At 61.2% G+C, this 13,856-nt stretch carries 7 protein-coding genes; 5 read left to right on the top strand and 2 right to left on the bottom strand.

Annotated features, from left to right (window positions below; translation table 11 throughout):
* The first annotated feature begins 483 nt into the window (after window positions 1-483).
* The 5 genes from KCG88_RS01105 to KCG88_RS01085 all read left to right on the top strand — a co-directional run bounded on the left by KCG88_RS01105 (window position 484) and on the right by KCG88_RS01085 (window position 8,405).
* Entirely contained in the window at window positions 484-3,657 is a 3,174-nt protein-coding gene (locus tag KCG88_RS01105) for a hybrid sensor histidine kinase/response regulator (RefSeq protein WP_210711538.1), read from the top strand.
* Window positions 3,658-3,678: 21 nt separating this feature from the next.
* Window positions 3,679-4,326, top strand: a complete 648-nt coding sequence (locus KCG88_RS01100) for a response regulator (RefSeq protein ID WP_047287913.1) — start codon at window positions 3,679-3,681, stop codon at window positions 4,324-4,326.
* Between the two features lie 109 nt (window positions 4,327-4,435).
* Complete coding sequence (locus tag KCG88_RS01095; RefSeq protein ID WP_047287914.1) at window positions 4,436-5,017, top strand: fimbrial protein; 582 nt, start codon at window positions 4,436-4,438, stop codon at window positions 5,015-5,017.
* Window positions 5,018-5,089: 72 nt separating this feature from the next.
* Window positions 5,090-5,839: a molecular chaperone gene (locus KCG88_RS01090; protein ID WP_047337298.1), complete on the top strand. Its 750-nt coding sequence runs from the start codon at window positions 5,090-5,092 to the stop codon at window positions 5,837-5,839.
* A gap of 85 nt (window positions 5,840-5,924) precedes the next feature.
* On the top strand, window positions 5,925-8,405 hold the full coding sequence (locus KCG88_RS01085; protein ID WP_210711537.1) for a fimbria/pilus outer membrane usher protein: 2,481 nt from the start codon (window positions 5,925-5,927) through the stop codon (window positions 8,403-8,405).
* Between the two features lie 4 nt (window positions 8,406-8,409).
* On the opposite strand, the gene KCG88_RS01080 is transcribed toward KCG88_RS01085, so the two are convergent.
* Both KCG88_RS01080 and KCG88_RS01075 read right to left on the bottom strand, forming a co-directional pair.
* Window positions 8,410-12,087 (bottom strand): translocation/assembly module TamB domain-containing protein, encoded by a 3,678-nt coding sequence (locus KCG88_RS01080; protein WP_210711536.1) that lies wholly within the window; start codon window positions 12,085-12,087, stop codon window positions 8,410-8,412.
* Window positions 12,084-13,811, bottom strand: a complete 1,728-nt coding sequence (locus tag KCG88_RS01075; protein WP_047287918.1) for an autotransporter assembly complex family protein — start codon at window positions 13,809-13,811, stop codon at window positions 12,084-12,086. Before KCG88_RS01075 ends, KCG88_RS01080 begins: the two co-directional genes overlap by 4 nt.
* Window positions 13,812-13,856: the final 45 nt, after the last annotated feature.

Raw genomic sequence — 13,856 nt, 5'->3', positions numbered from 1 at the left:
AGCGGCATCGCCAAGCTGCTGGCGATCGGTAGTTTCCATACCTCTGCCTGCTGCCTGTAAATCAACGCAGCTGGCCTATTTCACGATGCCTTGGACCAGGGCTACGGCTCGCACCTGCACCCGGTATGCCACCCGTCAGCGAATTGAAGATGAACCGCATACAGGTGCATGACTGCAGCACAACGAGGAACTGGCGCAGGCGCCGACCTGCATTGCCCGGCTCGGTCACTCGTTGGGTCTGACGGTGGTGCAGGGAAGCTTGGAGACCGGGCAAGAACTTGATCTGTTGAGTAAAATCGACTGCACTCAGATTCAGGGTTTCCTGATCTTCCACGCCCTGTATTCGAATCAATTCCGGCAGTTGCTGTCCCATGGCGGGCCGGCAAACGCTTACGGATTCGCAAGCGGGTGTTGACGCCCGTGACTTGCCATCGAGGTCTGTGTGTCCAACGGCTCTTTCATCACTGCTGCCCAGGTCCTCTAATGCCACCTCCCAATGCCTTTCTGGAGAAACGTGCCAGCAGTTCCTCGCGCCTGAACAAGAGCCTGCTCGTGCTCGGCGCCCTGGTGTTGCTGTTGCTGGGCATCAGCTATGTGGGGGTGACGCGCATGATCGAGGAGCGGCGCGAAACCTTGCAGTTTCACTTCGCGCGGCTGATGGAAAATGTCCACGAACAGGAAGTGTTCCTGCAGGATATCGCCCGAGAAAGCGCCAAGGGCGAACGGCTGCCCAATGCCATGTTGCCACCCTACTCAGAAAAACCCCTGCCCGAGGAAGGGCCGAACATTTACGAGGGCCGTGGCCTGCCGTTTTCGCTGCCCTATGGCTTGAAGATCAATACGGACAGGATTGCCCCCAGCCAATACCCGAAAATCTTCGCGCTGGGCACGCATTTGGCGGCCTATTACAGCGCGTTCTGGTCGGCCTCGCACTATCAGTCGCCCCAAGTCGTCCTGATCAATGGCCCCGACAATTTTGACCTGGCCGTACCCTCCGCCGGGCGATTGCGCGGTACCGGGCAGCTACCGATGCAGATGAGCGACCTGATCGACGCGATGACCCGTTTGAACAAGCGCCTGCGCGGGCAGGACTCGCCATCGCCAGATCTCCAGGTGCGCTGGGAACCCTATGTCTCTTCCAAGGACGACAAGAGCGCACCCACCCTGCTGGCCTACGTGAGTATCAACCTGGCGAAAACCGCATTGAGCGTCGAGGGCGCCGATACCTGGGTGGTGCTGGGCTCGTTGATGAACCTGTCCCAGGTCAACAACATCGAGCGGTTGATGCGGTGGTCGATCTACGATGACTTCACCTTGATCACCCCCCGTGGCGTGGTATTGACCGGTGCTCTGAAACCCGGCCAGGTGCTGGATGAAGGGGTGAATTTCAACCGCGACGGCCTGGTGTTCAAACTGAGCAGCCCCGGGGAGCAACACTGGACAGCGATCTACGTCATCAGCCTGCGCAGCTTCCTCGATTACGCGCTGTGGCCATTGCTGTGCCTGGTCGCCCTGGTGCTGGGGCTGCTTGGTTGCAGTCGGGCGGTCAATCGCTGGTACCAGGCCCGGGTCATCCTGCCCGCGCAAAGCGCCCATGCCAGCATCGCCGAAAGCGAGGCGTTCAGCCGCACGGTGATCGATACGGCGCCGACCGGCCTGAGCGTGATTCGCCGCAGCGATCATCACGTACTGCTGGAAAACCAGCGCGCCCAGCAATGGCACGATAACGGCCAGTTGATACGTTTGCTCACGCCCCTTACGGGCTCCGGTCATGCCGAACTTGAAATCAATGGGCGCCACCTGCACGTCGCCTTTGTGCCCACCCGCTATCAGGGCCAGGACGCCTGGTTATGTGCGTTGCATGACGTGACCCGACATGTGGAAGATGCGGCGACGCTGGAAGAGGCGCGCCAGGCCGCCGACTCGGCAAACCGGGCCAAGAGCCGTTCCCTCGCCACCATGAGCCACGAGATCCGTACGCCCCTTTACGGCGTCCTGGGAACTCTGGAGCTGCTCGGCCTAACCTCGCTCGCCCCGCGCCAGCAGGATTACCTGCACACCATCCAGCGCTCCTGCGCTACGTTGTTCCAACTGATCAGCGATGTGCTGGATGTATCGAAAATCGAAGCCGGGCAGATGACCCTCGAACTTCAGGATTTCTGTCCGCTGGAACTGACCGAAGACACCGTGCGCACCTATAGTGCCTTCGCCCGGTCCAAGGGCCTGCAGCTCTATGCCTGCATCGACACGGCGCTGCCGGACCGGTTGCGCGGTGATCCGATACGGATTCGCCAGATCCTCAACAACCTGCTCAGCAACGCCATCAAGTTCACCGATAACGGTCGCATCGTATTGCGGGCTCAATTACTGGCAAGCGACAACAATCGCGCCCATGTCCAGTGGCAGGTCAGCGATTCGGGAAGGGGGATTGCCCTAGCGCAACAACAGCAACTGTTCGAACCTTTCTATCAGGCCAATGATGCCACCGAGCAAGTCGGTGCCGGATTGGGACTGGCCATTTGCAAATGGCTCTGCGAGTTGATGGCGGGTCAGTTGAACGTGGTCAGCGAGCCCGGACTCGGCAGCAGCTTCATCCTTCAACTCGCACTGGAACACGCCCCCGGCGACCTGGCCGATTGCCCTGTGTTCAGCCCCGGCAGCGCCACTGTCTATGTGCGCGGGCAAATCACTGAGCAAGCACAACACCTGATGGCCTGGCTCAAGCGTTTTGGCCTCGACTGCCGCCCACTGACGGCCAGTACACCGGTGTCATCGGCACTGCTGGTAGAGCTTTGCTCGCCGGCCAATACAGCGGCCTGGCCCGGTCCGAAGGTCGTCGCCAGGGCCGATGGCCCCAACCCTTCGCAGTTACGCGGGAGCGACCTGGAAGTCGACGTCCATGATGTCCGCGCGATCGCCTGGGCGATTTACCAGGCCCAGCACGGCGCCAGCACCGACAGCCTTCCTTCGTCACCGGAAAGGCCCCGGCAGTTGAATCTGCAAGTGCTGGTGGCGGAAGACAACGTGATCAACTCGGCGATCATCAAGGAGCAGTTGGAAGTGCTGGGCTGCTCGGTGGTGGTCGCGGCCAATGGCGAGCGGGCCCTGGAGCAGTGGTCGCCCGGACGTTTCGATCTGCTGCTGACCGACGTCAACATGCCGGTCATGAACGGCTACCAATTGGCCGCTGAACTGCGACAACTGGATCAGACCTTGCCGATCATTGGCGTCACCGCCAACGCCTTGCCCGAAGAAGGCGAGCGCTGCGCTGGCGTCGGCATGAACGCCTGGCTGGTCAAGCCGCTGAACCTTTCCACCTTGCGCGTACACCTGGAAAGACATTGCAAAATCGCCCTACCGGCGACCAGCGCTGCGCCTCTAGAGCTGCCACCGGACATGCGCGAACTGTTTGTCACGACGCTACGCCAGGGCATGCAGACCACGCTCACGGCACTGGACCACGCCGACGCCAATCGCGTGGCGCATCAGCTGCACAGCATGGCCGGTGCGTTGGGGGCCGTACGGCTTGAGGCACTTGCCACAACCTTTGTCGAGCTGGAATGCCGCTTGAACGGTATGAGCGTGACCCGTGCCCTGGACCTGGAGGTCCGCCAGAATCTGGCTCGACTGAAAGACCTGCTCGATACCCTTGAATAATTTCACTGCGAATAATCAATCATGGAAAACCTCAACGTAGTCATTGCCGATGACCATCCCATCGTCCTGGTGGGGGTACGAGAGCTGGTCGAGCGTGACCAGCGCTTTCGCGTGGTGGGCGAAGCCGTTTGCTCCAGCGAACTGATCAACCTGCTCGAGACCCGCCAGGTGAACCTGGTCATCACCGATTTCAACATGCCCGGCGACTCGACCTACGGCGACGGCCTGAAACTGGTGGAATACCTGACGCGGCACTTCCCCGATGTACGAGTGCTGGTACTGACGATGATTTCCAACCCCCTGATCCTGACGCGCCTGCAAGAACTCGGGGTACTGGCCATCATTCAGAAAAACCAGTTGCGCAAGGAAATCGAAACGGCGCTGAAGGCCGTTGCCCGGGGCAATCCAGTACGCCGCAACGGGCCGTCGCGGACCTCGGTGGCCGCCGGCAATGTCGACCTCGACGAGCGCTTTACCCGACTGTCGCCCAAAGAACACGAAATATTGCGTTTATTTGTTTCGGGGATGGGCGTCAGCGAGATTGCCCGGAATCTGAATAGAAGTGCCAAGACAATAAGCACTCAAAAAATATCAGCCATGCGCAAACTTGAAGTCAGCAGCGACCAAGAACTATTGACTTACTGCATAGAGCGCAATTTATTCAACTAACAGACAACTACGCCTGAGCCATAAGCAACTTCTAGGATTCGTCTGATGTACCATCAGAAATGCGCGTTATATCGTGTTGTCGCTTTAAGTCCAACCATTGGAAAACAACATGAAAAAACTGACTCGCGCACTTCTCGCACTTTCAATCATCGCCGCCACTGGCAACGCACTGGCAGATGATCCGGTGAAAGCCGGTAGCGGCACTATCAACTTCACCGGGACCATCAACAACGATGCCTGCTCCGTTGAGGGCGCCGGCAAAAACAAGACCATTGCGGTCAACATGGGCGAAGTGTCGATCAAAGATATGGGTACTGCCAGCGCGCCTAAAGGCAACGGCACACTGAACGTCGAAAACTTCAACATGAACATCAACTGCAACGCCGGCACCAAGGTTGCGATGATCTTCGAGCCGACCAAAGGCGCAGGTTCGGGCCTTGAACCCGGCACCAAAGTGCTGCGCCTGATCGATGGCCTGGGGGCTGCGAAAGGTATCGGCATTGCACTGCTTGATTCCAATGGCGCCGTGATCGACCTCAGCTCGCCGAGCACCGCAAAGATCGAAAACACTCTGCAGGACAGTAACACCACCCTCAAATTCTCGGCAGCCTACGTAACCACCGTAGACCCGAAACTGGCTGTTGCCGGTCGCGGCGACGCCACCCTGCCGTTCACGCTGCAATACGAATAATCCGCGCGAGCACACAAGCCTGGTGCGGGGCCGCTCGGCCCTGCATCCTCATTCACTTGCGCGGTAGCCCTCATGTTTTATCGTCACTCACTGTCCTTTTGTGCAGGCCTGCTTGGCCTGCTCGCGGTCAATCAGGCCGTGGCCGGAATTTCCTTGAGCAGCACCCGTCTGATTTTCGACGGCCAGCACAAGGAGGCCGGAATCACCGTGCGTAACAGCGGTGAAGATGTGTTGATCCAGTCCTGGATCGACGCCGACTCCAGCGAAACCGCAGCAGTCCCCTTTGCCGTGACGCCACCACTGGTGCGCGTCAGCGGTGACGAACAGCAAATACTGCGGGTGATCTACGAAGGCGCAGGCATGCCAAGCGACCGCGAGTCGGTGGTGTGGCTCAATGTGCAAGAGATCCCTAAAGCGGCGAAATCCGCCAACACCTTGCAACTGGCCGTGCGCCAGCGCATCAAGGTGTTCTTTCGCCCGGCAGGCCTGAAAAACAACGCCTATCTGGCACCGAGCGAACTGACCTGGCGCCTGACAGAGCGAGCCGGCAAGAGCTTGTTGGTGGTGAACAACCCAAGCCAGTATCACGTGTCGATTGCCGATATCACCCTGCAATCCGGCGCCGTCAATGAACATCCCTTTGATTCGATGATGATTGCCCCAGGCGAACAAAAAGACTTCAGCCTCAAGCAACTTCACAACGCCAATACAGCCCATCTTTCATTCAGAAGCATTAATGACTATGGCGCACAAGATAGTTATAGCGCGCAACTTTCCAACAGCGCTGACACCCGAGCCAGTTTGAATAAAGAAACCCCCTAATTTACATGCCGCAGTGACGGTTGAACTTCCACTGTATTTCTCTTCGCTCCGTTAGTTCGTATCGGAGGTGATATGGGGTTCCTGCATGTTTTTACTCAAGCGCGACGGATGGGCGCCATTTTCGATTGCCCTGTTGTTCAGCACCACCTGCGCGGCCGAGGGTGATGAACAGTTCAATACCTCTTTTCTGCAAGGCGCACCGTCTGCTGTCGATCTGCAATCATTGCTCGCCAGCAGTCGCGTGCTGCCCGGGGTCTACCGTATGGATCTGTACGGCAACGAAACGCTGGTTGGCCGCCGCGACATCGATTTTCGTCGCCCTTCCGGCACGAGCAAGGTCCAGGCCTGCCTGACTCTGGAGATGGTGCAGCAATTGGGGGTCGACATCGGCAAGCTGCAAGCCAGCGGCAAACTGAGCAGCGATGATCCCGATGCCTGCCTCGACCTGCCCGCCTTGATTGATCATGCCAGCGTGCGCTACGACATGCCCCGTCTGCGCTTGATGGTCAGTGTTCCGCAAAGCGCCATGGCGCGCGGCCGACGTGGTTATGTCGACCCGGCCCTGTGGGACGAAGGCGTTCGCGCCGCATTCATCAACTATCAATTGAGCAGCAACCGTAGCAGCACTCGGGGTGAAAGCACCTTGTCCAACAACGTCGGCTTGCGCAACGGCCTCAACCTCGGTGCCTGGCGCTTGCGTAATGAATCGAACTTCAGCAGCAGCACCGGCCGCCCCAGCATATTCAAAAGCAACCGCAGCTACCTGCAACATGATGTGACTGCCCTGAAAGGCCAGTTCAGCGCCGGGGATATTTTTTCAGATGCCGACCTGTTCGACAGCGTGCGCTATCGCGGCCTGAAACTGGCGTCCGACGACGGCATGCGTGCCGACAGCGAGCGCGGTTATGCGCCAATCATTCGCGGCATCGCGCAGTCCAGCGCCACCGTGGAGATTCGCCAGGACAGCTACCTCCTCTACAGCGCCAATGTGCCGCCGGGGCCATTCGAGATCAGCGATATCTACCCCAGCGGCTCCAACGGCGACCTGGAAGTGACGATTATCGAAGCCGATGGTCGCCGCCGGGTGACGGTGCAGGCATTTTCCAGCCTGCCGATCATGGTCCGTGAGGGCCAGTTGAAGTACAGCGTCTCGGTCGGCCAGTACAACAGCAACAGCGATGATCAGAAGACTCCGCAGTTTGTCAGCAGCAGCGTGGCGTACGGCATCAGCAGTAACCTGTCCGGGATCGTCGGGGTGCAGGCCTCGGAAAACTTCAAGGCGCTGTCCGTGGGAGCTGGCCGCAATACAACTATCGGTGCCATATCCCTGGATTTGACCCACTCCCTGAGCAGCACTTTCGGCGAAACCATCGCCGGTAACAGCCTGCGCGCGCTGTATGCGAAGACGTTCACCGGCACCGACACCAACTTCACCCTCGCCGCCTATCGCTACTCGACCGAGGGCTATCGGACCCTCACCGAGCACGTCGAGGAACTGAGCAACGACGGCCGGAAGCTCACCGGCAACTCGAAAACCCGCACCGACCTGACCGTTAACCAAAGCCTGGGCCGAAACCAGCGATACGGCAGCGTCTACATCAACGCCAGCGACCAGCGTTACTGGGGACGCGGCGGATCGCAAAGCCTGTCGGCGGGTTACAGCAACTATTGGGGCGATGTGAGCTACAACCTCGGCGCCACCTACTCCAGGGATGTCGGCAACTACGGGCCAGCGAACAATGACACGCTGGTGAACCTGTCCGTATCGTTCCCGCTGGGCTCCAAGCCTCGCGCACCCCGCGCCTTCGTCTCGGCCAGCACGCAGAAATCCAGCGATACCACGCAAATGGGCATCAATGGCTATCTGTCGCAAGACAGCGACACCTATTACTCGGTGCAAGCCGGCAACAGCAGCACTGGCGGCCGCTCCGGCTCGGTCAACCTCAGCACCCGCACCTCGGTAATGGATATCAATGCCGGCTACAGCCAGGGGCGCGGCTACAACTCGCAAAACCTTAACCTGTCAGGCTCGATCGTCGGCCATGGTGGCGGGATCAACCTGGGACAAACCCTGGGCGAGACGTTCGCGCTGGCGCAGGTCGAAGGCGTGGAAGGGGTGAAAATCGGCAGCTTCTCCGGAGCCAGGACCGGCAGCAATGGCTTCGCCGTGGTACCCAACGCGCAGCCCTATCGCGTGAACTGGATCAACCTCGACACTCGTGACCTGGGCGCCGATATCGAGATCGACAGTGCGACTCGGCAAGTGGTGCCACGTCGTGGTGCCGTGGTGCTGGCGCGCTACACCGGTAAGACCGGAAGGCGGGTGCAGTTTGCGCTGTTCGACGCCCAACACCAGCCGATTCCGTTTGGCGCGTCCCTGGAGGACAGTACCGGCAAACAGTTGGCGATCTCTGACCCCGGTGGCAACGCTCTGGCACTGGTTGAAGCCGACGCTGGGACCCTGACCATCAATTGGCAGGGCCAGCGCTGTGAAGCGCCTTATGCGTTGCCCGAACGCAACAAGGCGCTGAACTATGAGCGGGCGACACTGGTGTGCCGCCCCTGATTCCTCAGAAATCGCGCTTGTAAAAGATATCCAGGGAGCTGGCGAAACCGCTCGCCGCTTCCAGGTAGACCTTCTTGCTCAGCTTGTAACGCAGAGCGATGGTGCTGGCCGGCTCAAAGACCCCGACGCCATAGCGCAGGCTGAGCCTTTCGGAAATGGCGCCGCTGGCCACCACGCTGGTGTTGTTGCCGCTGCCCTGGGTATCGAGTTGGAAGTCCTGGATGCCCAGGTTCTTGGCAATGCCGCCGGTCAGCTCCGAGCTGCCCATCAGCCCCAGCCCGAGAGCCGCCTGGGCCAGCATGTTGTTGTCTTCACCCGTGGACGTCAGCGGGCGCCCCAAGACCAGATAGGACAGTGCCTGCTCCTGGCTCATGGCCGGCTCCGAGAAGATCTGCGTTGCCGGTTGCTCGGCGCTGCCGCTCAGGCGGATGCCGGCAATCACGTCGTCAGTCTGGCGCACGGCCTCGATGTCCAGGTAAGGCTGGTCGATGGGGCCGGCAAACAGCAGCCGCGCACGACGCACGGTCAGGCGCTGGCCGTAGGCCCGATAGCGACCGTCGTTGAGCCACAGCTCACCGCGGGTATCCATGTTGTCGCCAATGTGCACGTGCCCCTGCAGGTTGGCAGTCAGGCCGAAACCGCTGAAGGCCAGCTTGTCCTGGCCCACTTCCACGTCGATGTTCATGGCCATGGCCATGGGCTTTTTACCCTCGTCGGTCTGCTGGCCGACGATCACCGTGTCGTCGGAGACCTTGACCGTCGAGGGCGGCAATTCGCGCACGGTGATCTGGCCCTTGGGGATCAGCACCTTGCCGGCAATCGCCAGCTTTTCATCCTGCAGCGAGATCTTCAGGTCCGGCGCCACCTCCAGCGCCGCATAGGGCTCCACCGTCACCGGCAGTTGGGTGCCCTTGAGGCTCAGGTCCACCAAGAGCGCCCGGCCCCAAGCGATGTTGCCATTGAGACTGCCCTGCCCGGCCTTGCCGCTTTTCCAGCCGCCGTTGAGCTGTACGCTTTCGCCAGCGATCTGCGCGCTCAGTTGCAGGTCTTCAAGGCTGATGGGCAACTCGGAGCCAGACACCTCGCCCCCGGACAACTGCACGTTGCCGTTGACCTGAGGCGCCAGCAGGCCGCCTGACAAGCGACCGCTGCCATTGAGGCTACCGCTGAGCTTTTGCACCATGGGCACGAACGGCCGAGCCACGGACAGGTCCAGGCCACTGAGGCGGAAATCACCAGACAGCGGTTTGCTTTTCGGCAACGGATTGATTTGCGCCTGAAGCATCAGCTCACCCAGTTTGCCGCCATCGAACTGCAACTGCGTGTCGATGCGCCGCGGGGTGAGGCGGGTATTGAGTTTCAACGCCTGATAGGGGAAATCCAGCCACTGGTCCTTTTCCTTGACCCGCAGGGTGCCACCGCTGGCGTCCAGCATGATCTGGCCCTGCGGCCCGCTGGCCGGCAAGTCCAGTTGCACATCGGCATTGAGCATGCCCTTCCAGGCGAAATCCTTGGGCAGCCATTGCGCCAGGCTGTCGAGGGGGAAACGCTTGAGGTGATAACGCAGTTTCGGGTCCGGCATCAGCCGCTGGTCTTCACCGCACAGGCTGGCATCGCCGCTGGCCCAGCAGTGGGCACCGAAGTTCAGCGTGCCGTTGGCCAGCCGCTCAAGCCGGGCCGGGCTCTGCAGCTTCCAATCCTGGCCGCCGGTCTGTACATCACCGCTGGCCAGGCGCCCGCGCCAGTTGCCCTGGTCCAGGGCGCCATCCAGCCCCAGGGCCAGCTTCAACAGCGGCCCTTGCAGGTCCAGTTGCAGTTTCTGTTTCTTGATGTCGCCCTGGCCGGCCAGGGTCAGGGTCCCCAACTGCGTGTCGCCCAGTTGAATCCCGCTGCCCTTGAGGTCCACCTGGGCCTTTTGCGCACCATCCAGAGTGGCGTCCAACTTGAGGTTCTGCAGGCGGTTTTCGGCAAAGGCCAGTTGCTGCCCGGCCAGGTCCAGCTTGCCCTGTGGCGCCTTGAGGGTGCCGGCCAGGTCCAGCCGACCGTTGAGCTGCCCACGTAACTCGGGCCAGAGCTGACCCAGGCGCGGCATCTTGATCTCCAGCTGGCCGGCGATCTTCTGTTGCAGGCTGCCGGAGCCGTTGATCCGGTTGTCTCCCAGGCGGATGTCCAGCGCGCCCAGGGTCCATTGCTCGCCCGCTCCGTCGGCCTTGGCCTGGAGAACCGCCGGCTGTCCGCGCAAGCGTCCCTTGAGGTCGAGGTTGGCATTGAGCTTGAGTTGCTGGTTCTTCATTTCGCCCTGGCTGCGCAGGGGGCCGGCCAGGGTTCCTGGCAGCTCCGCCACCCAGTACGCGGGGTTGATGGCCGACAGATCCAGGGCGGTATCCCAGGTAATGCCGTCGGCGAACTGCAGGTTCAGGTGGCCCTCGGCCTTGCCCTGGCCCGCCGCCAGCTTGAACTGCGGCAGATAGACTTTCGTCAGGTCGCCGCTGAACGGGCTGCTCAGGCTGAATGCGCCTGCCGGGCCGTCCAGCTCGCCCTTGAAGTTGCCCAGGTAGTTACCGTCACGGTAAGCCACTTCAGCATCAAAACTGCGGACCTGCACCGCCGGCTCGTCAATCAGCGGATACAGACGGTGCCAGGGGAAGTCCAGCCAGGCCAGCTTGGCCTCGGCGGCGAAACCTTCGCTCCAGTCCAGTTGCCCACTGAGCTTGAGCTGCTGCTTGTCGTTGGCGCTCAGGTCCAGGGCGGCAATCTGTGCGCCCTTGGCGTCGACCTTGCCTTGCAGCAACAGGGCCACCGGGCCCTGCTCCGCCGGCAGGCTGGCCTTGCCGACGAGCTGGTAGCCGCTTTTCAGGTCGCCCTTGCCAGTCAGCTCCAGCTGATCCAGTTGCAGGGTGTCCGGCAGATCGGCGCTGGCCTTGAACCCATCGGCGGTGATCCGCACCTGGGCTGGCAGGTTCTCCACCAGGGGCTGTACCTGGCCGCTCAACTGTCCTTGCAAGTAGCCACTGCTGTCGGCATTGAGCCGCAGAGTCTTGAGCAGGTCGCCTTCAACCTTCAGCGCCAGGGACCAGGGGCCACCGCCGGGAGCGGGCAAGCCGAGGTTGCCCTGGGCGGTCAGGGGCCAGTCGCCACTGGGTTGCAGCAGCCCGGAAAGGTCCAGACTCAGGTCATCGCGCTTTAGGTGCAAAGAGTCGATCTGCAGGCCTTGGGCAGTCCAGTGCGCCGCCAGTTGCAGGGTCTTGAGTTCTTCACTGCCATTGAACAGCAGGCTGCCAAGACGCACTTGGCCCAACTCGATGGCCAACGGCAGCTTCAGTTCCGGCAGGCTGAGGGGCTCCGAACTGGTTTCGGGTTCGCCGCTCGGAGGGAACAGGAGGCTGACCTGATCGGCTTCCAACTGCTCGATGCACAGGGTCATGCGCAGCAGGCAGCCGGGCGACCAGGCGAACTGCACGGCATTGAGCTCGACCCGGTTGCCCCCCTGTTGCCAGAGCAGATGATCGGCACTCCAGTGCCCGCCAAGGCGGCCTTCGAAATTGTCCAGGCTCAGCCCCGGCACTCGTGCCAGGGCCCAACGGCTGCCAGCCTGGGTTCCGAGTACGCTGGCCACGGCCAGAATGATCAGGATCACCAGCGCAAGAATCGCCAGCAGCGTTATCTTCAAACCACGCTTCAAAGCTCTGGCCCCATGGAAAAGTGCAAGCGGATGCCGCCGTCGTCATTCATGGCGTGGGCCAGGTCGACCCGGATCGGTCCCACTGGCGAAACCCAGCGTACGCCGACGCCCACACCGGTCTTGAGGTTAGGCAGTTCCAGCTTGTTGAAAGAGTTGCCCTGGTCGACAAAGGTCGCGATCCGCCATTTCTCGGCGATCGAATACTGGTACTCAACACTACCGGCCACCATGTAGCGCCCGCCGATACGATCGCCTTCGGAGTTTTCCGGTGACAGGGTCTGATAGTCGTAGCCCCGGACGCTCTGGTCGCCACCGGCAAAGAAGCGCAAGGACGGCGGAATCGACTTGTAGCCATTGGTGGCACTGCCACCGAACTGCACTCGCCCGAGAAAGCGGTGGTTGTCCCAGACCGTGGTCAGGCCCTTGAGCAGCACTGTGCCATACAGCAGGTTGGTGTCGGAGCCGACCCCTTCCTTGGCCAGCTTGGTGTCGAATTGAATGCGATAGCCGTTATGCGGGTCGATGCGATTGTCGCTGCGCAGGTAGGAATAAGTCAGGCCAGGCATCAGCAGATTACTCAGGCCCGAGTCATCCCCGAGACGATATTCCTCTCGCTGATACTTCAGCGACAGCACCCGCTGCCAGCCGCTGGGCAGCTTGCTGTGCCACTCGGGACCGATGGTGAGCAATTTGCTCAGGGTATCGGTGCCGGCAATCTCTTCATTCTGGTAACCCCCGGCGAACCGCAGCTTGTCGGTCAGAGGCGGGTCCAGGGGAATGTCGTACCACAGGCCGACGTTCTGCCGCGGGGCAGAAACTTCCGCCTCCCAGCCGTAACTGTGGCCCTGGGGGTTGACCCAGTGCCGGGTCCAGTTGGCCTTGACCCGCGGCCCCACGTCGGTGGAATAGCCGAGGCCGAGGCCCATGGTCCGGGGCTTGCGGGTTTCCAGCTGGACCACCACCGGAATCACCTCGTGCTCGGCGGCAGTAGGCGCGGCGTCCACCCGCACGCCCTCGAAGTAGCCGCTCGACTGCAGGGCCTGGTTGAGTTCGGCGATCAGTTCGGAGTCATAGGGCGCGCCGGCCTTGAACGGCACCATGCGCCGTAACAGGTCTTCATCGAACAGGGAGTCGCCGCTAAAGCTGACCTTGCCCAGCGCGTAGCGCGGGCCGCTGTCATAGACCAGGTCGATGTCCGCGACACCGGCCTGGGGGTCCACCGACAGTTTCTGCTGAGTAAAGCGCCCGCTGAAAAAGCCATAGCGCGAAGCCTGGTTCTGGATCAGGCGCTTGGCGTCTTCGTAATGGCCATGATTGAGCACGGCGCCAGGCTTGAGCTGGTCGCTGTCGGGAAGGCGAAATGACTTGAGGGAGGCCGCCGGGCCTTCGACCCGGACTGTCACGTTGCGCAGGTGCACCGGTTCGCCGGGATCGATCCGCAACGTCAGGCGCGGTTTGTCACCGCCACGCACCTCGCTCTGGATATGCGGTTGGTAGTAGCCCAGGGCCTGGGCGGCTTTCTTCGCCTGCTCCTCGGCACCCCGGCTGAACCGCAGCAAGGCTTCTTCATCGCGATCGCCGACACTGCCAATGTAACCCTCCACATTGGCCTTCAGCTCATCATTGGCGGGCTTGACCCTGACATCCAATTCGCTCTGCGCCAGCGCCGCACAGCTTGTGAACAACAGCAAAAAGCCGCTGGTAAATCTTCCTGGAAACTTCATAGGCGCGGATGCTATCACGAGCTTGGGAGGGCGATAGAGCGCTCA

Origin of the sequence: Pseudomonas sp. MWU349 (assembly GCF_017947325.1) — a bacterium.
GTDB classification, from domain to species: domain Bacteria; phylum Pseudomonadota; class Gammaproteobacteria; order Pseudomonadales; family Pseudomonadaceae; genus Aquipseudomonas; species Aquipseudomonas protegens.
This window is presented reverse-complemented; position numbering and strand designations above follow the sequence as displayed.